The sequence below is a fragment of the Mucilaginibacter sp. L196 genome (genome assembly GCF_009765905.1).
Taxonomy (GTDB): Bacteria; Bacteroidota; Bacteroidia; order Sphingobacteriales; family Sphingobacteriaceae; genus Mucilaginibacter.
Genome location: NZ_LMUO01000019.1, coordinates 110,303 through 135,266 on the forward strand (window position 1 = coordinate 110,303; position 24,964 = coordinate 135,266).

At 41.1% G+C, this 24,964-nt stretch carries 22 protein-coding genes and 5 tRNA genes; all 27 read left to right on the top strand.

All coding sequences use genetic code 11. From position 1 onward, the window contains the following. Positions 1 to 128: 128 nt before the first annotated feature. Positions 129 to 1,976 carry an SGNH/GDSL hydrolase family protein gene (locus GSQ74_RS16925; protein ID WP_158995414.1) on the top strand — a complete coding sequence of 616 codons (1,848 nt, stop codon included), beginning with the start codon at positions 129 to 131 and terminating at the stop codon, positions 1,974 to 1,976. Beyond that, complete coding sequence (locus GSQ74_RS16930; protein WP_158995415.1) at positions 1,973 to 2,368, top strand: SxtJ family membrane protein; 396 nt, start codon at positions 1,973 to 1,975, stop codon at positions 2,366 to 2,368. The genes GSQ74_RS16925 and GSQ74_RS16930 overlap by 4 nt, the downstream gene beginning before the upstream one ends. Positions 2,369 to 2,479: 111 nt before the next feature. Further along, entirely contained in the window at positions 2,480 to 2,629 is a 150-nt protein-coding gene (locus GSQ74_RS22630; protein ID WP_174236938.1) for a DUF5989 family protein, read from the top strand. Between the two features lie 6 nt (positions 2,630 to 2,635). Next, complete coding sequence (locus GSQ74_RS16935) at positions 2,636 to 4,417, top strand: carbamoyltransferase (protein WP_158995416.1); 1,782 nt, start codon at positions 2,636 to 2,638, stop codon at positions 4,415 to 4,417. Positions 4,418 to 4,631: 214 nt separating this feature from the next. Beyond that, positions 4,632 to 5,138, top strand: coding sequence for a GNAT family N-acetyltransferase (locus GSQ74_RS16940; RefSeq protein ID WP_158995417.1), 507 nt, complete (start codon positions 4,632 to 4,634; stop codon positions 5,136 to 5,138). A 406-nt stretch (positions 5,139 to 5,544) separates the two neighbouring features. Continuing rightward, positions 5,545 to 6,684, top strand: coding sequence for an acyl-CoA dehydrogenase family protein (locus GSQ74_RS16945; RefSeq protein WP_174236947.1), 1,140 nt, complete (start codon positions 5,545 to 5,547; stop codon positions 6,682 to 6,684). 201 nt (positions 6,685 to 6,885) lie between these two features. Beyond that, positions 6,886 to 7,425, top strand: a complete 540-nt coding sequence (locus tag GSQ74_RS16950; protein WP_158995419.1) for a hypothetical protein — start codon at positions 6,886 to 6,888, stop codon at positions 7,423 to 7,425. Positions 7,426 to 7,500: 75 nt separating this feature from the next. Further along, positions 7,501 to 7,692, top strand: coding sequence for a 30S ribosomal protein S21 (gene rpsU, locus GSQ74_RS16955; RefSeq protein WP_158995420.1), 192 nt, complete (start codon positions 7,501 to 7,503; stop codon positions 7,690 to 7,692). Between the two features lie 77 nt (positions 7,693 to 7,769). Then, the gene (locus tag GSQ74_RS16960) at positions 7,770 to 8,660 is read left to right on the top strand and encodes a tyrosine-type recombinase/integrase (RefSeq protein ID WP_158995421.1); all 891 of its coding nucleotides are present in this window, start codon (positions 7,770 to 7,772) and stop codon (positions 8,658 to 8,660) included. Between the two features lie 12 nt (positions 8,661 to 8,672). Beyond that, complete coding sequence (hpf, locus tag GSQ74_RS16965; RefSeq protein WP_158995422.1) at positions 8,673 to 9,020, top strand: ribosome hibernation-promoting factor, HPF/YfiA family; 348 nt, start codon at positions 8,673 to 8,675, stop codon at positions 9,018 to 9,020. A 242-nt stretch (positions 9,021 to 9,262) separates the two neighbouring features. Beyond that, positions 9,263 to 9,335 (top strand) — tRNA-Thr (locus tag GSQ74_RS16970). Between the two features lie 63 nt (positions 9,336 to 9,398). After that, positions 9,399 to 9,479 (top strand) — tRNA-Tyr (locus GSQ74_RS16975). Positions 9,480 to 9,555: 76 nt separating this feature from the next. After that, positions 9,556 to 9,628: transfer RNA gene (locus tag GSQ74_RS16980), tRNA-Gly, on the top strand. Between the two features lie 122 nt (positions 9,629 to 9,750). Beyond that, positions 9,751 to 9,822: transfer RNA gene (locus GSQ74_RS16985), tRNA-Thr, on the top strand. A 68-nt stretch (positions 9,823 to 9,890) separates the two neighbouring features. Further along, positions 9,891 to 11,078 (top strand): elongation factor Tu, encoded by a 1,188-nt coding sequence (gene tuf, locus GSQ74_RS16990; protein WP_158995423.1) that lies wholly within the window; start codon positions 9,891 to 9,893, stop codon positions 11,076 to 11,078. A 126-nt stretch (positions 11,079 to 11,204) separates the two neighbouring features. After that, positions 11,205 to 11,275 (top strand) — tRNA-Trp (locus GSQ74_RS16995). A 15-nt stretch (positions 11,276 to 11,290) separates the two neighbouring features. Next, complete coding sequence (gene secE / locus GSQ74_RS17000; RefSeq protein WP_158995424.1) at positions 11,291 to 11,485, top strand: preprotein translocase subunit SecE; 195 nt, start codon at positions 11,291 to 11,293, stop codon at positions 11,483 to 11,485. Positions 11,486 to 11,496: 11 nt separating this feature from the next. After that, the gene (nusG, locus tag GSQ74_RS17005; protein WP_158995425.1) at positions 11,497 to 12,039 is read left to right on the top strand and encodes a transcription termination/antitermination protein NusG; all 543 of its coding nucleotides are present in this window, start codon (positions 11,497 to 11,499) and stop codon (positions 12,037 to 12,039) included. Positions 12,040 to 12,305: 266 nt separating this feature from the next. Then, positions 12,306 to 12,746: a 50S ribosomal protein L11 gene (gene rplK, locus GSQ74_RS17010; RefSeq protein WP_158995426.1), complete on the top strand. Its 441-nt coding sequence runs from the start codon at positions 12,306 to 12,308 to the stop codon at positions 12,744 to 12,746. 28 nt (positions 12,747 to 12,774) lie between these two features. Further along, positions 12,775 to 13,473 carry a 50S ribosomal protein L1 gene (rplA, locus tag GSQ74_RS17015; protein ID WP_158995427.1) on the top strand — a complete coding sequence of 233 codons (699 nt, stop codon included), beginning with the start codon at positions 12,775 to 12,777 and terminating at the stop codon, positions 13,471 to 13,473. Positions 13,474 to 13,475: 2 nt separating this feature from the next. Next, positions 13,476 to 13,994: a 50S ribosomal protein L10 gene (gene rplJ / locus GSQ74_RS17020; RefSeq protein ID WP_158995428.1), complete on the top strand. Its 519-nt coding sequence runs from the start codon at positions 13,476 to 13,478 to the stop codon at positions 13,992 to 13,994. Positions 13,995 to 14,052: 58 nt separating this feature from the next. After that, positions 14,053 to 14,436, top strand: a complete 384-nt coding sequence (rplL, locus tag GSQ74_RS17025) for a 50S ribosomal protein L7/L12 (RefSeq protein ID WP_158995429.1) — start codon at positions 14,053 to 14,055, stop codon at positions 14,434 to 14,436. 181 nt (positions 14,437 to 14,617) lie between these two features. After that, positions 14,618 to 18,421 (top strand): DNA-directed RNA polymerase subunit beta, encoded by a 3,804-nt coding sequence (gene rpoB / locus GSQ74_RS17030; protein ID WP_158995430.1) that lies wholly within the window; start codon positions 14,618 to 14,620, stop codon positions 18,419 to 18,421. Between the two features lie 85 nt (positions 18,422 to 18,506). Further along, a complete protein-coding gene (gene rpoC, locus GSQ74_RS17035) occupies positions 18,507 to 22,793 on the top strand; it encodes a DNA-directed RNA polymerase subunit beta' (protein ID WP_158995431.1) in 4,287 nt (1,428 codons plus the stop codon). A 304-nt stretch (positions 22,794 to 23,097) separates the two neighbouring features. After that, the gene (locus GSQ74_RS17040; RefSeq protein ID WP_158995432.1) at positions 23,098 to 23,409 is read left to right on the top strand and encodes a DUF3467 domain-containing protein; all 312 of its coding nucleotides are present in this window, start codon (positions 23,098 to 23,100) and stop codon (positions 23,407 to 23,409) included. A gap of 2 nt (positions 23,410 to 23,411) precedes the next feature. Next, positions 23,412 to 24,008 carry an adenylyl-sulfate kinase gene (gene cysC / locus GSQ74_RS17045; RefSeq protein WP_158995433.1) on the top strand — a complete coding sequence of 199 codons (597 nt, stop codon included), beginning with the start codon at positions 23,412 to 23,414 and terminating at the stop codon, positions 24,006 to 24,008. Positions 24,009 to 24,017: 9 nt separating this feature from the next. After that, positions 24,018 to 24,923 carry a sulfate adenylyltransferase subunit CysD gene (gene cysD, locus GSQ74_RS17050; protein ID WP_158995434.1) on the top strand — a complete coding sequence of 302 codons (906 nt, stop codon included), beginning with the start codon at positions 24,018 to 24,020 and terminating at the stop codon, positions 24,921 to 24,923. Positions 24,924 to 24,964: the final 41 nt, after the last annotated feature.

Sequence of the window (24,964 nt, forward strand, 5' to 3'; positions counted from 1 at the left end):
GGGGAACTCTCTCCCGCTTCAAAAAAAATATCCAAATCTTCGTGCATAAAATATTAAAATTAATATCTTCATCATTTTTAAGCCAATTAAACTAATACCCTGTGTTTTACAGGTAATTTAAACTAAATATGACTACGGTTACCACCAAATCCCCGAAGGGTAAAAAACTGCTGCTTTTTAAAGTGCTGGCTACGCTGTTTCCGTTTGTTCTATTGATTTTGCTGGAGTTTGTCCTCCGTTTTTTTCATTACGGGCACAATACCGATCTGTTCATTAAAGATCCGTACGATGATCGCTATATGGTGATGAATAGCTATGCGTCGGAAAAATTCTTCTCCGATACCGCTAACGCCACTAAAGGTAATTCCGAACTGTTTCAGGTTGATAAAGCGCCCAATACCTTCCGCATATTTGTACTTGGCGAATCAACCACTATAGGTTATCCATATTTTCATAACGGTTCCTTTCACCGCTGGCTGCAATATCGTTTGAACCGGATGTACCCGTATAAAAACTTCGAGATCATCAACCTGTCATTAACAGCGGTCAACTCCTATACCGTACTTGATTTTGGTAAACAACTTGCACAATACCAACCCGATGCGGTACTGATTTATACCGGGCATAACGAGTATTACGGTGCTTTGGGTGTTGGCTCAACCAGCTATATAGGCAGTAACCGCTTCCTGGTGCAAACCCTGCTTAAGCTGCGTACCTTAAAGGTGGTGCAGTTGTTCAATAATTGCATTAAAAAGGTATCAGGGGTATTTGCGTCCCACAAAACCGCAGCCGACCGCCAAACCCTTATGCAGCGCATGGCCTCACGCCAGCATATCGAACTGAATTCTACCGATTATCAAGCAGGCATTAATCAGTACGATGAAAACATGACCGAGCTTTGCCGTTTGTTAAACGATGAGAAAATACCAACGTTTTTAAGTACAGTAGTAAGCAACGAGAAAGATCAGCCGCCTTTCATCAGCAATGGTACTGGTCCAAATTCGGCAATGGGCTTTTATAAAGCCGGGCAGCAAGCCTTTGCCAAAGCCGACTATGCTACCGCCAAGCAGGATTTCGATAAAGCAAAAGAACTGGATGAACTCCGCTTCCGTGCGCCCGAAGCAATAAATACCATCATCAGGAAGCTTGCTACCGAATTTCCGGAAGTTCATTTGGTAGATACTAAGAAGGAGTTTGAGCAATACTCGCCCCATGGTATCGTCGGTAACGAAACCATATTGGAGCATTTGCATCCTAATTTACATGGGTATTCCATTATGTCCGATGCGTTTTTTCAGGCTATGCAAAGTCAGCATTTAATAGCGGATCCTACCGAGAAAGAAATCAGCTATGCGCAATTGGTGAAAGATATGCCGGTCACCAAAATGGATTCACTCATCGGGTTAATTCAAATCACCAACCTTAAAACAGGCTGGCCGTTTAACCAGCTAATCCCTGCTAATTATAAACCGGATACCAGCCTCAGTGGGGTGTTAGCTTCGCGCATAGAATCTGCTCAGGCCACGTGGGCTGATGGGATGGATCAGTTGTTTGCTTATTATAGAAACAGCAACGATAAGGAAGGCGCGTTAAGAATAATGAAGGCGATGAACCTGGAATTTCCAAACGAAAAGCAATACTGTGGCAATGCCGCAAATATTGCTGCGATTTTGGGTAACTATGATGAAGCGGCCTTCTACTACAAAAAACTATACCAGTTAGACCCGAACGATCAGTTGGCGGTGAATATATTTCAATTGTATTTGCGTGCCGACGAGCCGAACGAGGCGCTTGCCTATATTAAAAATCTACCGCAGGCACAACAGGCGCAAGCGGTTAACATACTCACCCAGATTATTGATGATAAGGCTATTTTAGCTAAGCAACCGCATAATGCGCAGGTAACCGCGCGTTTAGCAGCTAACTATAAACTGTTGGGTCTTACCGATATGGCATCAAAATATTCAGCCAAATGATGGAACGCGAGCTTATAAAACAAAACCGCAAGTTTGGCTACACCGTGGCTATTGCTTTGCTGGTTTTAGCTGCTTTTCGTATATTTATAAGGCACAAACAAGGTTGGTGGGTGGCTTTTGCTATCGCGATAGTGTTACTACTGTTTTCGTTACTAAAACCTGTTTTGTTAAACCCTTTGCGGTTGGTGTGGGATAAAATAGGGCATGTGCTGAGCATCATTAATACCTACGTTTTGCTTACCGTTTTTTATTTTTTCATATTAAGCCCGCTGGGGATGATCATGCGTTTGTTTGGGAAGGATATTTTGAAGATAAAGTGGTTGAAAAATAAGGATACCTATTGGGAAGATGCCTCGTTAAAGGAAGTTAACAATATGGAGAATCAATTTTAATAAGCCCCACCCAACCCTCCCCGGAAGGGAGGACTTTAAAAAGAATTAAGTTAAAGTCTCCCCTACCGGAGGAGATTTAGAGGGGGCTGTTTTGTGATTTAAATAAATGATATGGAAGTTTTATTAGAGTTTTTCAGATTTTTAAAACAACGCAAGCGTTACTGGCTTTGGCCATTATGTATTGTGTTGGTACTACTGGCTACCTTTTTGGTGATAGCCCAGGGCTCGGCATTGGCGCCTTTTATCTACTCTCTTTTTTAAGCGAAGATGTACATCCTCGGGATCTCTGCCTATTATCATGATAGTGCCGCCTGCTTAATTCAGGATGGCAAAATACTATCGGCAGCGCAGGAAGAACGTTTCACCCGGATAAAAAATGATGCCGCTTTCCCGGAGAAAAGCGTCAGGTATTGTCTTGAACAAGCCGGGATAACCCTGAACCAAGTCGATCACATCGTTTATTACGAAAAGCCATTTTTGAAATTTGAACGTTTGCTGGAAACCCATCTGGCATTCGCGCCCTTTGGCGTAAAGTCGTTTTTAAAAGCGATGCCTTTATGGCTAAAGGAAAAGCTCTATTTTAAAAAGATGCTCACCAAGGCCTTGCAGCAAATTGATGCCGATTGGAAAAATAACAACCATGATTTACTGTTTACCGAGCATCATCAATCCCATGCGGCATCGGCATTTTATCCTTCGCCTTTTGATAAAGCCATTATTTTAACGGTTGATGGGGTAGGCGAGTGGGCCACAACATCAGTGAGCAAAGGCAATGGTAGTGTTATTGAAAATATTAGTCATATCAATTTTCCGCATTCCATAGGTTTGCTGTATTCTGCTTTTACCTATTATTTAGGTTTTAAGGTGAATTGCGATGAATATAAAGTAATGGGCCTTGCGCCTTATGGCAAGCCTGTTTATACCGACTTGATATTAAAAGAACTGATTGATATAAAAGAGGATGGTTCATTCAGGCTGAACATGAAGTATTTTACCTACGCCACGGGCTTAACCATGACAGGTAATAAATTCGACCAGCTATTTAAAAGTCCACCCCGCCAACCCAAAGCCGAACTCTCCGCATTCCATATGGATATAGCTGCATCCATACAGCAAGCCACCGAATATGTAATGCTGAAATTAACTACCAGCCTTTATCAGCAATATCAGGAAGATAACCTTTGCCTTGCGGGAGGTGTAGCGTTAAACTGTGTAGCCAACGGCAAAATACTAAAGCAATCCGGCTTTAAAAATATATGGATACAACCCGCCGCAGGCGATGCAGGCGGTGCATTGGGAGCGGCCTTAGCGGTTTATCATGAGCATCTGAAACAACCAAGAATTGTTGAGCCTGAAGATAGCATGCATAATGCCCTGCTTGGCCCTGAATATAATGATGCTGAAATCCGGCAAATCCTCACGAACCATAACCTGAAGTTTGAAGAGTTGACAGATGATGAGCTATACAAAGCCATCGCCCACGAAATAGCATCAGGCAAAGTCATTGGTAGATTTAAAGGCCGGATGGAATTCGGTCCACGAGCTTTAGGCGCACGCAGCATCATTGCTGATCCTCGTAACAACACCATGCAATCTGTCCTTAATAAAAAGATAAAATTCCGCGAGTCATTCCGCCCATTCGCTCCGGCAGTATTGGAACAACACGCCGATGAATATTTCGATCTCAGCGTGCCGAGTCCATACATGCTGTTAGTCGGAAAAGTGAGAGAAGAAAAACGTAAAGTGCCAGTTGGTGATCAACAAGACCCCTTCAAAAAAATAAACCAGGAACGCTCCATAGTCCCCGCCATCACACATCTTGACTATTCAGCCCGGCTGCAAACCGTAAACTCAAACCAGCACCCTGACTTTTACAAACTGATAGACGCGTTCTATCAGCTAACCGGCTGCCCAATGGTGATCAACACCTCCTTTAACCGCATGGACGAACCCATCGTTTGCAAACCGGAAGATGCCATCCTTTGTTTTCTAAATACGGAGATTGATGTGTTGGCGATAGGGAGCTTTTTAGTGAAAAAAATAGTTTAATCCAGTTTGTCATTCTGAGCGAAGCGAAGAATCTATCCGTTATACATAGCGCTGATGCCTATCGATAGATTCTTCGCTCTGCTCAGAATGACAAAAGAGTAATGAATGACAAGTCCAAACGCCCAACCGGGCAGGGCTTTCATTATACTAATTCAATAAAGATATACAGGTTGCTCACTGAGTATTTTTATTTTTGTATCACACTAACATAGCTATGCAACAATCACTCATTAGCCTTCGTGATGCTCTGGAAACGGACCTCCCCGCCATATTGGAGATCTATAACGACATCATCCTAACCACAACAGCCATATACAGCGAAGAACCCCACACCCTGCAAATGCGCCTCGACTGGTTTAATGAGCGTAAACAAGCAGGCTTCCCTGTAATTGTCGCCGAGCAGAATGGTGTTTTGGTTGGATTCGCCACTTATGGCAAGTTCAGGGTATGGCCATGTTACCGTTTCACGATAGAACATTCTCTTTATGTGCACAGGGATAACCGTGGACAAGGCATCAGCAAAATATTATTACAGGAGATCATATCACTCGCCAAAAGCGCAGGTATGCATGCCCTGATTGCAGGTGTAGATAGTGAGAATGACATCAGTCTGCAATTACACCTCACATTTGGCTTTACACAAGTTGCCCGGTTTAAAGAAGTAGGCTTCAAATTCAACCGCTGGTTGGATCTGATCTTTTTGGAGATGATATTGGAGTAGTATCGAGTAGATAGTATCAAGTATCAAGACGAAAATTAAAGAGCGCAAACGCCCGACAGAAAACCGGGCCGGGAGCTGGCCTTGCGGGCAGAAGGTTTTTTCTGTCTTGATCTTTTGCTACCTTTTGGATCAAACCAAAAGTAGTAGCCCCGCGGCAATGAGCGGGCGAGAATCTATCATTAAAACGAGAATACCTCTACTGAGGAACGAAGCACCAAAAATATTTTTACAAACTTTAAATCACCATTACCCACTTTAAATCAACTAAACATTAATTTCATACCATATACCATTTTGTACTACTTTCTAAGTATAAAATCATAAAACTAAGCTGTGATTTAATGCGTTACTTTGTAGTAACCAATTATAAATCATGAGTACTTTATTAACTGACATGCCTTCCGGAATTGATTTTTCTGTTAGCGAAAATCAACAAATGGTAGGGCAAATGGCAAAGGATTTTGCCGAACGATACATCAAACCGTATGTAATGGAGTGGGATGAATCGCAACACTTCCCGATAGAACTTTTTAAACACTTAGGCGAACTGGGCATGATGGGCGTAATGGTGCCCGAGCAATATGGAGGCTCCGGCTTCGGCTACCACGAATATGTAAGTGTAATTGTAGAGATTGCAAAAGTTTGCGGCTCAATAGGCTTATCCGTAGCGGCGCATAATTCACTGTGTACCGGCCACATTATGGCTTTTGCCAACGAAGAACAAAAGCAACGCTGGCTACCCAAACTGGCTACTGCCGAGTGGATAGGAGCATGGGGACTAACCGAAGCCAATACCGGCAGCGATGCCATGGGCATGATGACCACCGCCGTTCTAGATGGTGATGAATATGTGGTAAACGGCTCAAAAAACTGGATCACCCACGGAAAATCAAGCAATGTGGCTGTCGTGATGGTTAGAACAGGAGAGAAGGGCGATTCAAAAGGCATCTCAGCTATCGTGATAGAAAAAGGCACACCCGGCTTCACCCATGGTAAAAAGGAGAACAAACTAGGCATGCGCGCCTCAGAAACTACCGAACTGATATTCGACAACTGCCGCGTACCTAAAGAAAACTTGTTAGGCAAACAAGGCGAAGGCTTCGCCCAAGCCATGAAGGTGTTGGATGGTGGTAGAATCTCCATAGCAGCCTTATCATTAGGTATCGCCAAAGGAGCTTTTGAAGCTGCCGTTGCTTATGCCAAGGAACGCAAGCAATTCGGTCAGCCGATAGCGAACTTTCAGGGCATTGCCTTTAAACTGGCAGATATGGCCACCGAAATAGAAGCAGCAGAGCTATTAGTTATGCAGGCAGCCGACTTAAAAAACAAACACCTGCCGGTAACCAAACAATCAGCCATGGCCAAATACTTCGCATCTGAAGTAGCAGTTAGAACGGCTACCGAAGCAGTCCAGATCTTCGGCGGCTACGGCTACACCAAGGATTTCCCGGTAGAAAAATATTACCGTGATGCTAAACTTTGCACTATAGGCGAGGGGACAAGCGAGATACAGAAGATTGTAATTAGCAGGGAAGTGTTAAGGTAGATTTTGATAATAACGAACATCGAATGCTGAATATTTAATAATGAAGGTTTACTTCGATGTTCGGCATTCAGTATTCGATGTTCAATATTCAATATTATTGAATTACATGCCGCAGGGTCAAGCGTCCACATTTGACCCTTATTTTTTGTTAGCGTCCACGCTAACATTCACTTGGCTAAAATAAATCATTATATTTAGTCAATGAAAAAGCCTTATCTCTTATTAATATTTATATTACTGGTTGTTTTCTTCTTTGAAGCAAAATCTTCAAAGAAGCAATCGTTAACAAATTCTGACTATAAAGAATACACTTTAACAATTGATCCCCAAAGGATCAGCAAATCACACGATACAGTAATTTTTAAAAAAGCCTACATTGTATATTACATCCCCGTAAAGTTTTCAAATAACACCAATGCACCTTTAAACTATATAACAATGACTTGTGGATGGGATGAATTATTTCATTTGACTAACAAGTATTTTAAAATACCAATCAGGCCATGCGAAAGCAATTATCCATACACAATAACTCTTTTACCACAAAACACCTCAACTTTTTATCTTCCAATTATTAAAGAAAGAAAATCAGTCGGGGATGAGACTTTAAAAATCGGAATGAATTTATTTATCGATAATGCAGAAAATAGAAACTTATTTCCGCTTCCGGTTAACAAAATGGACAATGTAATTTGGTCCAACGAAATAAAAATTCCATTACCACTCACATCAACTAAATAAACTCAATCAACTCTTTCATATTCAAAATAAATCATTTACCTTTGCCCTCCCACGAAAGGAGGTATTTCAGGAACTATGATCATTATTAACGTAAAAGACGGCGAATCATTGGATAAAGCATTAAAACGCTTTAAAAAGAAATTTGAGAAAACCGGTGTATTAAGAGAACTTCGTAGCCGTCAGGCATTCGAAAAGAAATCGATTACCCGTAGGCATGAAATCAAACATGCTATCTACAAGCAAAATATGAACGCGGAAACTGTGTAAATTTATTTTACAGTTTTTGCTAATTATATATTAAAACTATTTGTACATTCATATTCTTGGATGTATAAATAGTTTTTATGTTTTTAGCCCGTTTTATACAATATATTCAGTTCGAAAAACGGTACTCCCCGCATACAGTATCTGCCTATCAGTCAGATCTGGATCAATTCATACGCTTCCTTAATACCACTGAGGAAACCATTACACACCCTTCAGAGATCACCCATCACCTCATCCGCAACTGGATGGTAGCCATGATGAGTGAAGATATTACCGCGCGTTCCATCACCCGCAAAATAGCTACGCTGCGCAAGTACTTTAAATTTTTATTGCAGGAGGGTATCATCACCCATAATCCGGCCTCAAAAATAAATACACCAAAAAGCCCCAAAAACCTGCCTGTAGTTGTCGAGGATGCAAAGCTTACACAAATGCTGGATGATAACGAGGTGTTCGGCCACGATTTTAAAGGCGTACGCGATAAACTGGTGATTGAAACCCTGTTTGGCACCGGCATGCGCCTGGCCGAATTATTAGGCGTAAAAGAAACCGATATAAATATTTACGAAGGCACGGTAAAAGTTTTAGGTAAACGCAACAAACAGAGGATTATACCTATAAATAACGAGCTAAAACTGCTAATAAGCGAGTATCTGGAGTTAAAGAAAAATCAAAATTTTAATAACAATTCCCTAACATTGCTCGTTACAGATAAAGGAGCCGATGCATATCCAAAGCTCATTTATTTAATAGTGCAAAAGTATTTATCTTACATATCAACCCAAAACAAAAAAAGCCCCCACGTGCTGAGGCACACATTTGCAACAAGTTTACTTAACCGCGGCGCCGACCTTAACGCCATCAAAGAACTTTTGGGCCATGCTAACCTTAGCGCAACCCAAATTTACACGCACAACTCCGTTGAGCGATTGAAGTCTATTTATAAACAAGCCCATCCAAAGGCATAACAAGGAGGAATTATGAAAATTACAGTGCAATCTATTCGTTTTAACGCAGACAAGAAATTGTTAGATTTTATTCAGAAAAAAACTGATAAGTTGGATACCTTTCACGACCACATAATTAGTGGCGAGGTTTATTTGAAACTGGAAAACGTAGAAGATGAGGCAAATAAGATAACGGAGATTAAACTGTTGCTTCCGGGCATCGCATTATTCGCGAAAGAACAATGTAAGAGCTTTGAAGAGGCTACCGACCTGGCGGTTGAGAGCCTGCGCAAACAAATTGAAAAATATAAACAGAAGAAAACTATTGCTGCCGAAGCTGTTAAAAATGCGGTTTTAGCTGATAATGAGGACGATTTCTAATCGAAATCATAGGATACAATTCCAGGAAAATCGATGGCTTTAAACCCATCGATTTTTTTTTGATAAAAAATTTTGATGGGCATAATTTATTTGTAAATTTGCAATCCCTTTTAGAGAGGTACGTAACGCGGATTTTCAACAAAAGGGTTGGTTCTTTAAAATAAAAAAGATATTAATAATTTAACCGGTAAAAATCCGATGGCCAGCAATGGAGCAGAGGAGAAATAAAGGTGAATTTTTAAGCCTCCTTAGCTCAGCTGGTAGAGCGACTGACTTGTAATCAGTAGGTCATTGGTTCGATCCCGATAGGAGGCTCTGTTTTTTCGGATTGCGGTGTTTAGCTTCAACTTTGAGCATTGTCGGTCCGGAATAACAACTGGGGGAATACCAGAGCGGTCAAATGGGACGGACTGTAAATCCGTTGCTTCGGCTACGAAGGTTCGAATCCTTCTTCCCCCACAATTTGTAGTTGGCAGTTACCGGTTAGCAGTAAGCATTAGCATACAGCAAACTGATAACTGCAAACTGCATTAATGCGGAAGTAGCTCAGTTGGTAGAGCGATAGCCTTCCAAGCTATAGGTCGCGAGTTCGAACCTCGTCTTCCGCTCAAAAAAGGGAATGTCGGATTTCGAAATTTCGATTTCGGACTTAAATGATGAAAAGAGGCAGGGTTGATTAAGGACAGCAGATCCGAAATTAAAAATCCCAAATCCAGAAGTCAAAAAATTAGCCGACGTAGCTCAGGGGTAGAGCACTTCCTTGGTAAGGAAGAGGTCATGGGTTCAAATCCCATTGTTGGCTCGCTTTATTTAAAGTATATAATAGAGAGTTTTTAAAGTATAATTAACCTACAAAATTAAATATAAATCATGGCAAAAGAAAAGTTTGACCGCAGTAAACCGCACTTAAACATCGGTACAATCGGTCACGTTGACCACGGTAAAACAACCCTTACCGCAGCTATTACTAAAGTATTATCTGATAAAGGGTTTTCAGAAGCTCGTTCATTCGATTCAATCGATTCAGCTCCTGAAGAAAAAGAGCGTGGTATCACTATCAACACTGCTCACGTTGAGTACTCAACAGCTAACCGTCACTATGCTCACGTTGACTGTCCAGGTCACGCGGATTATGTGAAAAACATGGTTACTGGTGCTGCTCAAATGGACGGTGCTATCATCGTTGTTGCTGCTACAGACGGCCCGATGCCTCAAACTCGTGAACACATCCTTTTAGCTCGCCAGGTTGGTGTGCCTTCATTGGTTGTATTCATGAACAAAGTGGATATGGTTGATGATCCTGAATTGTTAGAATTAGTTGAAATGGAAATCCGTGAGTTATTATCATTCTATGATTTCCCAGGTGATGATATTCCAGTTATTCAAGGTTCAGCTTTAGGTGGCCTTAACGGCGATCCTCAATGGGTTGAAAAAATTATGGAATTGATGAATGCAGTTGATGCTTACATCCCAATTCCTCCACGTTTAACTGAACTTCCTTTCTTAATGCCTGTTGAGGACGTATTCTCGATCACTGGTCGTGGTACTGTTGCAACTGGTCGTATCGAACGTGGTGTTATCAATACTGGTGACCCTGTAGATATCTTAGGTATGGGTGCTGAGAACTTAAAATCAACCTGTACTGGTGTTGAGATGTTCCGCAAGATCCTTGACCGTGGCGAAGCTGGTGATAACGTAGGTTTATTGTTACGTGGTATTGAAAAAACTGATATCCGTCGTGGTATGGTTATTTGCAAACCAGGTTCAGTAACTCCACACACTGATTTCAAAGCAGAAGTTTACGTATTATCAAAAGCAGAAGGTGGCCGTCACACTCCATTCTTCAACAAATACCGCCCGCAATTCTATTTCCGTACAACAGACGTAACAGGTGAAATCACCCTTGCTGAAGGTGTTGAAATGGTTATGCCAGGTGATAACGTTACAATCAATGTAAAATTGATCAACGCTATCGCGATGGAAAAAGGCTTACGTTTCGCTATCCGTGAAGGTGGCAGAACAGTAGGTGCTGGTCAGGTAACTGAGATAGTAAAATAAAACCTTACGACCTGCCAAAAGCGGGGAATAAGTTAGGTTAATATACAGCAAAGTACTTAGCTAAATCAGCTAAGTACTTTGTTACTATAAAAAAGTGATGAAGACATCGCTTTTAAAAAAGGATACACGGGAATAGTTCAACGGTAGAATAGAGGTCTCCAAAACCTTTGATCAGGGTTCGAATCCTTGTTCCCGTGCATAATTAATAAGATATGGCTAACGTAGGTGAGTATATAAAAGAATCATATATCGAGATGACCGAAAAGGTTACCTGGCCAACCTGGCGCGAGCTGCAAAGCAGCGCTGTTTTGGTGTTGGTGGCAACGGTTATTATCGCTTTGGTAGTTTTTGGTATGGACCAATTAATTGGTTGGTTGCTGAGAAGTTTTTATAGTTCACTAGGTTAATATATAGATACATGAGCGATCAATTAAAATGGTACGTGGTACGTGCCATAAGTGGTAAAGAAAAAAAGGTAAAGACATATATTGAGGCTGAAATAAACCGTTTAGGTATAACACACCTAATCCCTCAGATATTAATCCCTACCGAAAAATATTACCAGATGCGCGACGGAAAGAAAATCGCTAAAGAGCGTAATTACTTCCCGGGTTATGTGTTGATGGAAGCCCAACTTGATGGCGAAATTGAACACGTAATAAAAAACATAAACAGCGTTATTGGTTTCCTGGGTGATAAAGCCGGAAACGCCATACCGCTTCGCCAGGCAGAAGTTAACCGTATTTTAGGTAAGGTTGATGAGATGACAGCACAGGGTGAAACCATGAATGTGCCTTATTATGTTGGCGAGAATGTGAAAGTAATGGACGGACCTTTCAACGGCTTTAGCGGTGTGATTGAGGAAGTTAACGAAGAGAAAAAGAAACTGAAGGTAATGGTAAAAATATTCGGGCGCCGTACGCCGCTTGAATTAAATTACATGCAGGTAGAGAAAGAGTAGTGCTTAGTAGCTAGTATCAAGTAGCAAGATTATTTGATCAGCACTAATATTGATAAAGAATAAGATTGGAGAAGGTAGCAGTAAAAAGTCTAGATACTTGATACTAACTACTTGATACTAACTACTTGATACTAAACAAAGATAATGGTAAAAAGCACGAGGTAAAAAGTCTAGATACTTGATACTAACTACTTGATACCAGAACAAAAGAATGTTACATAGCTTCCACTTACTAACATTGAGTAACAATTAAAGTAAACAAAAAAATGGCAAAAGAAGTCGGTGCGATGGTGAAACTACAAGTGAAGGGCGGCGCTGCAAACCCATCTCCACCAATTGGCCCTGCATTGGGTGCAAAAGGTGTGAATATTATGGAGTTTTGCAAGCAGTTCAACGCACGTACCCAGGATAAACCTGGTAAAGTGTTGCCTGTAGTTATTACTGTATATGTTGACAAGTCATTCGAATTTATCATCAAAACCCCTCCTGTAGCAATCCAGTTAATGGAAGTAACAGGTTTAAAAAGTGGTTCTGCTGAGCCCAACCGTAAAAAAGTTGCCAGTGTAAACTGGGATCAGGTTGAGACTATAGCAAAAGATAAAATGACTGACCTGAATGCATTCACAGTTGAATCAGCCATGAAAATGGTGGCAGGTACTGCCCGCAGTATGGGAATAACCGTATCAGGTACGGCTCCCTGGAATTAATTAAATTTATACAAATCAGTTTAAGACAGTGGCAAGATTAACAAAAAATCAAAAAGCGGCACTCTCCAAAATTGAGGCTAATAAATCATACACATTACAGGATGCAACAGCATTGGTAAAGGATATTTCCAATACCAAGTTTGATTCATCTGTTGATATAGATGTACGTTTAGGTGTTGACCCTCGTAAAGCCAATCAAATGGTACGCGGTATAGCAACATTGCCTCATGGAACCGGAAAAACTGTACGTGTGCTTGTGCTTTGTACTCCTGATAAGGAACAAGAAGCTAAAGACGCAGGTGCGGATTTCGTAGGTTTGGATGATTACATTGCCAAGATTGAAGGCGGATGGACTGACGTTGATATTATCATCACTATGCCAAGTGTTATGGCTAAAGTAGGTCGTTTGGGTCGTATATTAGGCCCGCGTAACCTTATGCCTAACCCTAAATCAGGAACAGTAACACCAGAAGTTGGTAAAGCTGTAACTGATGTAAAAGGTGGTAAAATCGATTTCAAGGTTGATAAAACCGGCATCATCCATGCCTCAATAGGAAAAGTATCTTTCCCTGCTGATAAGATTTATGAGAATGCATTAGAAGTATTGCAGGTTATCTCTAAATTAAAACCTTCATCAGCAAAAGGAACATATTTTAAAAGTATACACGTTTCGTCAACAATGTCACCGGGAATTGAAGTTGAAACCAAAACAGTAGCGGGGATTTAATCATGAATAAAGAAGAAAAATACGACTTAGTTCTTGCCCTTACTGAACAAATGAAAGAGTATGGTAATTTCTATATTACCGATACTTCTAATTTAACGGTTGCAAAAGTAAATGACATCCGTCGCAAATGTTTCGAAAGTGACATCACCATGCAGGTAACAAAAAATAGCTTAATTAAAAAAGCTATGGACAATATCGAAGGTGATTTCTCTCCATTATATGATGTATTAAAAGGTTCATCATCAATCCTTTTCTCTAAATCAGCAACTGCTCCGGCAAAACTGATCAAACAGTTAAGGAAAAAAGGTGACAAACCAGTTTTAAAAGCAGCATATATTGATTCATCGATATTCATAGGCGATAACCAACTTGATACCTTGATTAACTTAAAATCAAAAGAACAATTGGTTGGCGAGATTATCGGACTATTGCAATCACCAGCGAAGAACGTTATTTCTGCACTACAATCAGGCGGAAATATACTGGCAGGAGTTGTAAAAACATTACAAGAAAGAGGTTAACGGAACACCCTAAGTTTCGAATTAAACAAAAAGCATTAAAAAGTAAAAATTAAATAAAATGGCGGATTTAAAAGCGTTTGCTGAACAGTTAGTAAACTTAACAGTAAAAGAAGTTAACGAATTAGCTCAGATCTTGAAAGATGAGTATGGCATTGAGCCTGCTGCTGCAGCTGTTGCTGTTGCTGCTGCTCCAGCTGGTGGCGATGACGCTCCTGCAGCTGCTGCTGAACAAACTGCATTTGATGTTATCCTGAAAGAAGCAGGTGGCTCAAAATTAGCAGTTGTTAAATTAGTAAAAGACCTTACCGGCCTTGGTTTGAAAGAAGCTAAAGACTTAGTTGATGGTGCACCTAAAGAAGTTAAAACTGGTGTAACTAAAGAAGAAGCTGAATCTTTGAAAAAACAATTAGAAGAAGCCGGAGCGGTAGTTGAGGTTAAATAATTTAACCCGATACACAATAGCATCAGACTCCGACCATTTTTGGTCGGGGTCTATTGCTGTTTATAATGGTTTAGACATTTTAGATGTTTAGGTTTGATATATTATCTCAAATCTCATATCTCTAAATCTCGCATCTAAAAACATCTACTTAAGTTTATTAATAAACTAAAATTATAATCCCTTGGCAAACAACAATAATCAAAGAGTAAACTTTGCAACCAGCAGAAAGGTACTTGATTACCCTGATTTCCTGGATGTACAGTTGCAATCTTTTCAGGAATTTTTTCAATTGGAAACTACTTCAGACAACCGCTATAAAGAAGGTTTGTTTAAAGTGTTTGCCGAAAACTTTCCAATTTCAGATTCAAGAAACATCTTTGTTTTAGAATTTCTTGACTATTTTATTGATCCGCCACGTTATGATATACAAGAGTGTATTGAACGCGGATTAACTTATAGCGTCCCTTTAAAAGCCAAGTTGCGCCTGTCATGTAATGACGAGGAGCACGAAGATTTTGAAACGATAGTACAGGACGTGTACTTGGGAACTATCCCTTACATGACTCCTAAAGGTACATTCGTTATCAATGGCGCCGAGCGTGTAATTGTATCGCAATTGCACCGTTCACCAGGTGTGTTCTTTGGCCAAAGCCGCCACACTAACGGTACTAAATTATACTCTGCCCGTGTTATCCCTTTCAAAGGATCATGGATTGAGTTTGCTACAGACGTTAACAACGTGATGTATGCTTATATCGACCGTAAAAAGAAATTCCCGGTTACTACATTACTACGTGCCATTGGTTATGATTCTGATAAAGATATATTAGAATTATTTGAACTGGCTGATGAAGTAAAAGTTAGCAAATCAGGTCTTAAAAAATTCATTGGCCGTAAGCTTGCCGCAAGGGTGCTTAAAAAATGGGTTGAGGATTTTGTGGACGAAGATACCGGTGAAGTTGTTTCAATCGACCGTAACGAGATCATTCTGGAGCGTGAAACCGTGCTTGAAGATGACCATATTGACATGATCATTGATGCAGGTGTAAAAACTATCATCCTGAACAAGGAAGATGCTGCTACCAGCGGTGACTACACTATCATATATAATACTTTACAAAAAGATACTTCAAACTCTGAGAAAGAAGCGGTTGAGCATATCTACCGTCAATTACGTAACGCTGAACCACCTGATGAGGAAACTGCCCGTGGTATCATCGATCGTTTATTCTTCTCTGATAAAAGATATGACCTGGGTGATGTAGGTCGTTACCGCATCAACCGTAAATTAAAACTTAGTACTTCTGAAGAAACTAAAGTTTTAACCAAACAGGATATCATCGCGATAGTAAAATACCTGATCAAATTAATCAACTCAAAAGCTGAGGTGGATGATATTGATCACTTGTCAAACCGTCGTGTACGTACCGTAGGTGAGCAGTTATATGCTCAGTTCGGCGTAGGTTTAGCACGTATGGCCCGTACCATCCGTGAGCGTATGAACATTCGTGATAACGAGGTGTTCACACCAACCGACCTGATCAACGCGCGTACATTATCATCAGTGATAAACTCGTTCTTCGGAACAAACCAGCTATCACAGTTTATGGACCAAACCAACCCACTGGCAGAGATCACGCACAAGCGTCGTCTGTCAGCCCTGGGGCCCGGTGGTCTGTCTCGTGAGCGTGCAGGTTTCGAGGTTCGTGACGTACACTATACCCACTACGGTAGGTTATGTACCATCGAAACTCCGGAAGGACCGAACATTGGTTTGATATCTTCACTTTGCGTACACGCCAAAATCAATAACCTGGGATTCATCGAAACACCATACAAACGTGTGGTTGACGGTGTAGTATCAATGGCTGAGCCGGTTGTGTATTTATCTGCAGAGGATGAAGATGGTAAAACCATTGGACAGGCTAACGCGGTTTATGATGATAACGGTGTGTTTAGCACCCCACGTGTAAAAGCACGTTTTGAAGGTGACTTCCCGATTATTGAGCCGGAAAGACTTGATTATATGGATATCGCCCCTAACCAGATCACTTCGATTGCGGCTTCATTAATTCCGTTCCTGGAACATGATGATGCTAACCGTGCATTGATGGGATCAAACATGCAACGCCAGGCTGTACCATTGTTACGCCCTGAAGCGCCAATTGTTGGTACTGGTTTGGAAGGCCGTGTGGCTAAAGATTCACGTACACTGATAAATGCAGAAGGTGATGGAGTTGTTGAGTATGTAGATGCCAACGAAATCCGTATTAAATATGACCGTAACGAACTGGACCGCCTTGTATCTTTCGATGGCGATTCACGCAGCTACCGTTTAACCAAGTTCAAGAAAACGAACCAGAGCACTACCATGAACCTTAAGCCGATTGTTAAAAAAGGCCAGAGGGTTGAAAAAGGTGAAGTACTTTGCGAAGGTTATGCTACCCAAAATGGTGAGCTTGCCTTAGGCCGTAACTTAAAAGTAGCATTCATGCCTTGGCAGGGATATAACTTTGAGGATGCGATCGTTATCTCGGAACGCGTAGTTTCACAGGATATATTCACTTCACTTCACGTGGAAGAATTTGAACTGGAAGTACGTGATACCAAACGTGGTGAAGAAGAATTAACACCGGATATCCCTAACGTATCAGAAGAAGCTACTAAAGACCTTGACGAAGACGGTATCATCCGTGTTGGTGCTGAGGTTAAAGAAGGCGATATTTTGATCGGTAAGATCACTCCAAAAGGTGAATCAGATCCTTCACCGGAAGAAAAACTATTACGTGCCATATTTGGTGATAAAGCAGGTGATGTTAAAGATGCGTCTTTAAAAACTCCTCCATCTATCGCTGGTGTGGTTATCGATACCAAATTATTCTCACGTGCTAAGAAAACTACGAAAGCAGAAGAAAAAGCACAGATAGAAAAATTGGATAACAAACATGATAAGGCTGTTAAAGACCTTAAAAATACATTGATCGAGAAATTATTCGAGATTGTGAATGGTAAAACATCACAAGGTGTATTTAATGTTTACAAAGAGTTACAGGTTGCTAAAGGTGTTAAATTCACTCAAAAAATCCTGGTTGAGCTTAATTATGAAAATATTAACCCAACTAAATGGACAACTGATGATGATAAAAACGACCAGATAAAACTTCTTCTTCATAACTACAACATCAAGGTTAACGAGGAATTAGGTGCTTATCGTCGTGATAAATTCGCTATCAGTGTGGGTGATGAGCTTCCTTCAGGTATTGTGCAAATGGCTAAAGTTTACATCGCTAAAAAGCGTAAGCTTAAAGTGGGTGATAAAATGGCAGGCCGCCACGGTAACAAAGGTATTGTTGCACGTATTGTACGTGACGAAGACATGCCTTTCCTTGAGGATGGAACACCGGTTGATATTGTGTTGAACCCACTGGGTGTACCTTCACGTATGAACTTGGGCCAGATATATGAAACTGTATTAGGATGGGCTGGTAAAGAGCTGGGCATTAAATTTGCTACCCCGATTTTTGATGGTGCAAGCCATGAAGAAGTGGAAGAGTGGGTTAAAAAGGCCAACTTACCTGAATCAGGCCGTACCTATTTATACAACGGTTTAACAGGCGATCGCTTTGATCAACAGACTACAGTAGGTATTATATACATGCTGAAATTAGGTCACATGGTTGACGATAAGATGCACGCGCGTTCAATTGGGCCATACTCATTAATTACACAACAACCATTGGGTGGTAAAGCCCAGTTCGGTGGTCAGCGTTTTGGTGAGATGGAAGTTTGGGCACTGGAAGCATTCGGTGCAGCAAACATCTTGCAAGAGATCTTGACCGTTAAATCTGATGATGTTATCGGCCGCGCTAAAACTTACGAGGCTATTGTTAAAGGTGAAAACCTGCCAACTCCTTCAGTTCCGGAATCATTCAACGTATTGATCCACGAATTAAGAGGTTTAGGTTTGGATATCACATTAGAATAAGGATAAAGTTTAAAGTTGAAAGTTTAAAGCGAGAGCTACTTTCAACTTTAAACCTTTAACTTTTAACTTTAAAACAAAGGAGACTATGTCTTACAAAAAGGATAATAAAATCAAAAGTAATTTCACCACTATTACCATCAGCTTAGCCTCACCTGAGTCTATCCTGGAGCGTTCAAGTGGCGAAGTTTTAAAACCGGAGACCATCAATTACAGAACTTACAAACCTGAACGTGATGGTTTGTTTTGCGAACGTATATTCGGCCCGGTTAAAGATTATGAGTGCCATTGCGGTAAATACAAACGTATCCGTTACAAAGGTATCGTGTGTGACCGTTGCGGTGTTGAAGTAACTGAAAAGAAAGTACGTCGTGAGCGTATGGGCCACATCAACTTGGTGGTTCCTGTTGCACACATCTGGTACTTCCGTTCATTGCCAAACAAAATTGGTTACCTGTTAGGCTTACCTACCAAAAGATTAGACTTGATTATTTACTACGAGCGTTATGTAGTAATACAAGCCGGTATAAAGGAAGCTGACGGTATCAATAAAATGGATTTCCTTACTGAAGAAGAATACCTGGATGTTTTGGATACACTTCCAAAAGAAAACCAGTATTTGGATGATAAGGATCCGCAGAAATTCGTAGCTAAAATGGGTGCTGAAGCTTTAGAAGAGCTTTTAAAACGCCTTGACCTTGACGAGCTTTCTTTCAGCTTACGTCACCAGGCAGCTAACGAAACTTCACAACAACGTAAAAACGAAGCTTTAAAACGTTTACAGGTTGTTGAAGCTTTCCGCGATTCAAAAGACAGGATCGAAAATAACCCTGAGTGGATGATCGTTAAGATCGTTCCGGTTATCCCGCCTGAATTACGCCCGTTAGTTCCACTAGAAGGTGGTCGTTTCGCTACTTCAGATTTGAACGATTTATACCGTCGTGTAATTATCCGTAACAACCGTTTAAAACGGTTGATCGAGATTAAAGCGCCGGAAGTTATTTTACGTAACGAAAAACGTATGTTACAGGAAGCTGTTGACTCGTTATTCGATAACTCACGTAAAGTAAACGCCGTTAAAACTGAAGGTAACCGTGCTTTGAAATCACTTTCAGACATCCTGAAAGGTAAACAAGGCCGTTTCCGTCAAAACTTATTAGGTAAACGTGTGGATTATTCAGCACGTTCGGTAATTGTTGTAGGTCCAAACCTTAAATTACACGAGTGCGGTTTACCAAAAGATATGGCTGCTGAGTTATTCAAACCATTTATCATCCGTAAGATGATTGAGCGTGGTGTGGTTAAAACAGTAAAATCTGCCAAAAAAATCGTTGACCGTAAAGACCCATTAGTTTGGGATATATTAGAGAATGTATTAAAAGGACACCCTGTATTACTAAACCGTGCGCCTACATTGCACAGATTAGGTATCCAGTCGTTCCAGCCAAAATTGGTTGAAGGTAAAGCTATCCAGTTACACCCTTTAACTTGTACCGCTTTCAACGCGGATTTTGACGGTGACCAGATGGCCGTTCACGTACCACTAGGTAACGCGGCAATTTTGGAAGCCCAAATTTTAATGCTTGCATCGCACAACATCCTTAACCCTGCTAACGGTACCCCAATTACAGTACCTTCACAGGATATGGTGCTTGGTTTGTACTACATAACCAAAGGCCGTAAATCTGAAGAAGGACATACTGTTATCGGTTCAGGCTTAACTTTCTACTCTGCAGAAGAAGTGATTATCGCTTACAACGAGAGGAAATTAGCCCTGCACGCGTTTATCAAGGTGAAAGCAAATGTTAAAGAACGTGATGGCAGCATAGTAAATAAAATTATTGAGACCACAGTAGGCCGCGTATTGTTCAACCAACACGTACCAGCCGAAGTTGGTTACATAAATGAATTATTAACCAAGAAATCACTTCGTGATATTATTGGTGAGGTAGTTAAAAATACTGGTATGGCACGTGCGGCCCAGTTCCTTGATGATATTAAGGAATTAGGTTTTAAAATGGCATTCCAGGGTGGTTTATCATTTAACCTGAAGGATATTAATATCCCTGCACAAAAAGTTACGCTTATTGAGCAGGCTTCGAAAGAAGTGGAAGAGGTTATGGGTAACTACAACATGGGTTTCATCACTAACAATGAGCGTTACAACCAGATCATTGATATCTGGACACGTATCAACAACCGCTTAACAGCGAATGTGATGGAAATCTTGTCAACAGACAACCAGGGCTTCAACTCAGTATACATGATGCTTGATTCTGGTGCGCGTGGTTCTAAAGAGCAGATCCGTCAGCTTGCAGGTATGCGTGGTTTGATGGCGAAACCTCAAAAATCAGGTTCAGGTGGCGAGATTATTGAAAACCCGATCCTTTCAAACTTTAAAGAAGGTTTGTCGGTATTGGAATACTTCATCTCTACTCACGGTGCACGTAAAGGTTTGGCGGATACAGCGTTAAAAACTGCTGATGCTGGTTACTTAACCCGTAGGTTGCATGACGTTGCCCAGGATATGATTGTTGGTGAAGATGATTGCGGTACTTTAAGAGGTATATACACAACTGCCCTTAAAGATAACGAGGATATTGTTGAGCCATTACACGAGCGTATATTAGGCCGTACTGCCCTTAATGATGTTTATGATCCTATCTCTAACGAATTGTTAGTAGCTGCAGGTCATGACATTACTGAAGAAATATCAAAAACTATCGAAAACTCTCCGTTAGAGGGTATCGAGATCCGTTCGGTATTAACTTGCGAAAGCAGGCGTGGTGTATGTGCATTATGCTATGGCCGTAACTTAGCAAGCGGTAAACGCGTGCAACGTGGCGAGGCTGTTGGTGTAATTGCTGCACAGTCAATCGGTGAGCCGGGTACACAGTTAACGTTACGTACCTTCCACGTGGGTGGTACAGCGTCAAACATCGCGGCTGAGTCACAGATCAATGCAAGGTTTGAAGGTATTATCGAATTTGAAAATGTTCGTACAGTACAATACAAAACTGCTGAAGATGGCCCGGTTGAGGTAGTATTAGGCCGTTCAGGTGAGTTCCGTATCGTAGAAGAAGGAACCAATAAGGTTATTGTAACTAACAATATCCCTTACGGTGCTTACTTATATGTTAAAGACGGAAGCAAAATTGCTAAAGGCGACCGTATCTGTTCATGGGATCCGTACAATGCGGTAATCATCTCTGAATTTGCGGGTGCAACCCAATTTGAGGCTGTATTGGAAGGTATTACTTTCCGTGAAGAATCAGATGAGCAAACAGGTCACCGTGAAAAAGTAATTATCGATACAAGAGATAAAACTAAAAACCCGGTTATCCAGGTTGTTGATAAAGGAAACGTAATTAAAGGTTATAACATCCCGGTAGGCGCCCACATCGCGGTTGATGAAGGCGAGAAATTACAAACTGGACAAGTTATTGCTAAGATTCCACGTTCAACCGGAAAAACACGAGATATCACAGGTGGTTTACCACGTGTAACCGAGTTATTCGAAGCACGTAACCCATCAAACCCTGCAGTTGTTACTGAGATTGATGGTGTGGTAACCTTAGGTGGCGTTAAACGTGGTAACCGCGAAATGACCATCGAATCAAAAGACGGTCAGATCAAAAAATACCTTGTTCCATTGTCTAAACACATCCTTGTACAGGATAATGACTTTGTGAAAGCTGGTATGCCATTGTCTGATGGTTCTATCTCTCCTGCCGACATCCTGGCTATTAAAGGCCCTGCTGCGGTACAGGAATACTTAGTAAATGGTATACAAGAAGTTTACCGTTTACAAGGTGTGAAGATCAATGATAAACACTTCGAAGTAATCGTTCACCAAATGATGCAGAAGGTATCAATTGAGGATGCCGGCGATACTACGTTCCTTGAAAAAGAAGCGGTTGATAGCTGGGATTTCATGATCGAGAATGATGACATCTTTGATAAAAAGGTTGTTGTTGAACCGGGTGATTCTACCACAGTAAAAGCAGGCCAGATCATATCTGTTAGAAAACTTCGCGACGAAAACTCAATTTTAAAACGTAAAGATTTAAGATTAGTTGAAGTTAGAGAAGCTATCGCAGCTACATCAAGCCCGATATTACAAGGTATCACCAGGGCGTCATTAGGCACCAAGTCGTTTATCTCGGCAGCATCGTTCCAGGAAACTACCAAAGTACTGAACGAAGCAGCTATAGCAGGTAAAAAAGACTTTATGCTAGGTCTGAAAGAAAACGTAATTGTTGGTCACTTAATTCCATCAGGAACAGGCTTACGCGCATACGAAAATATCCGTGTAGGTTCTCAAGAGGAATTTGATCGTTTAATGGCTTCAAAAACTGAAGAAGTAGAAGCATAACTATAAACGTTATAAATTTTAAGCCTGCCAATGAAAATTGGCAGGCTTTTTTGTTACCACAAGTATTCGGAAAATTAAAATGGGTGTCATGCTGAGCGTAGTCGAAGTATGTGGGTGGGCCTCTGCCTCTTCTCTCGCGAGTGTGTGGCGCAGGCTAAAGGCGTTGGGGCACTCGTGTGTCGGCTGAAAATTGGCAGGCTTTTTTGTAACATATTTAACGCTTTATGCTATAATATACTACATCTATATACAATAAATATTAAAAGCCTTTCCATAAACGGAAAGGCTTTGTTATTTTCGCAGGATGGAAGAACAAAATGAAAATCAATTGAGTATTGAACTCTCTGAAGAAGTTTCGGAAGGGATCTATTCCAACCTGGCTATCATTACCCATTCAAGCTCTGAGTTTGTGCTTGATTTTATCCGTGTGATGCCGGGTGTGCCCAAAGCTAAAGTAAAATCGAGGATCATATTAACCCCTGAACATGCCAAGCGTTTACTTTCTGCATTGTCGGATAATGTAGAGAAATTTGAAGCGGCAAATGGCCGTATCAAAACACAACAGGACCCATCGGGCTTTCCGATGAATTTTGGCGGAACAGTAGGGCAGGCTTAATAATGGAAGAAAAACTTCACATAGTTGAACATCAATTTAAAATAAGCCGCGCCGAACGCGAAAATATTAATGGCCATAAAGCCATTTGTGTTTGGTTCACCGGTTTATCAGGTTCGGGCAAAAGCACACTGGCCAGTCACCTGGAAGAAGAGCTTTTCAAGAAAGGATACAAAACCTACGTACTTGATGGCGATAATGTACGTAATGGCTTAAGTAAGGACCTCACTTTTACCGAAAAAGATCGTGATGAAAACCTGCGCCGCATTGGCGAAGTAGCCAAGCTGATGTGCGATGCCGGAATCATAGTGATAGCCGCGTTTGTTAGCCCTTTTATACATGAAAGGGCGATGCTGCGCAACATAATAGGCGACCTATATAACGAGGTTTTTGTAGATACTCCCTTGGAAATCTGCGAAGAACGTGATATAAAAGGACTATATAAGAAGGCAAGACGAGGAGAAATTGCTAACTTTACCGGAATTGGGTCGCCTTACGAACCACCCTTAACTGCCGAAATTCGTGTCGAAACAAAAAACTTGTCGATAAGTCAATCGGTAAGTTTAGTTTTGGAAAATATTTTACCCAAAATACAGCTATAATTAATAATAATGTCTAAATATTACCTTACCCATCTTCAGGAGCTTGAATCAGAAGCTATATATGTTATAAGGGAGGTTGTCGCTCAGTTTGACAGGCCCGCCATATTGTTTTCTGGTGGTAAAGATTCTATTGTGGTAACGCACCTGGCCCGCAAGGCTTTTTATCCGGCACGCATACCCATGCCGCTAATACATATTGATACTGGCCACAATTTTATCGAAACGATGGAGTTTCGGGATAATTTGGTTGATGAATTGGGTATACAATTAATCGTAGGCTCTGTACAAACCGCCATCGATAAAGGCCGTGCAGTAGAAGAGGAAGGCATTAACGCCAGCCGTAACGAATTGCAGATCGTATCGTTATTAGATGCTATCGAAGAAAATAAAATCGACGCCGCCATTGGTGGTGCCCGCCGTGATGAAGAAAAGGCCCGTGCAAAAGAACGTTTCTTTTCACACCGTGATGATTTTGGCCAGTGGGACCCTAAAAACCAACGCCCCGAGCTTTGGAACATGTTTAACGGCCACAAACGTATGGGCGAACACTTCAGGGTGTTTCCGATAAGTAACTGGACCGAGATGGACGTTTGGAATTACATCCTTCACGAAAATATTCCTATTCCTTCATTATACTTTGCTCACGAGCGCGAAGCCGTTTACCGTGATGGTACCTGGTTGCCAAACTCTGAATTTTTGGTGCTGCGCGAGGGCGAAAAAATCGAAAAGAAAAGAATGCGTTTTCGTACCCTTGGCGATATTACCATAACAGGTGGTATTGAATCGGATGCCGACACACTGGAGAAAATTGTTGAAGAAATATCAGCAACTAGGAGCACCGAGCGCGGTAACCGCAGCGATGATAAGCGCTCCGATACCTCAATGGAAGACAGGAAAAAACAAGGTTATTTTTAATTAAATAACCCTGATTATTAATACAAAATTTGGCTTCGGCC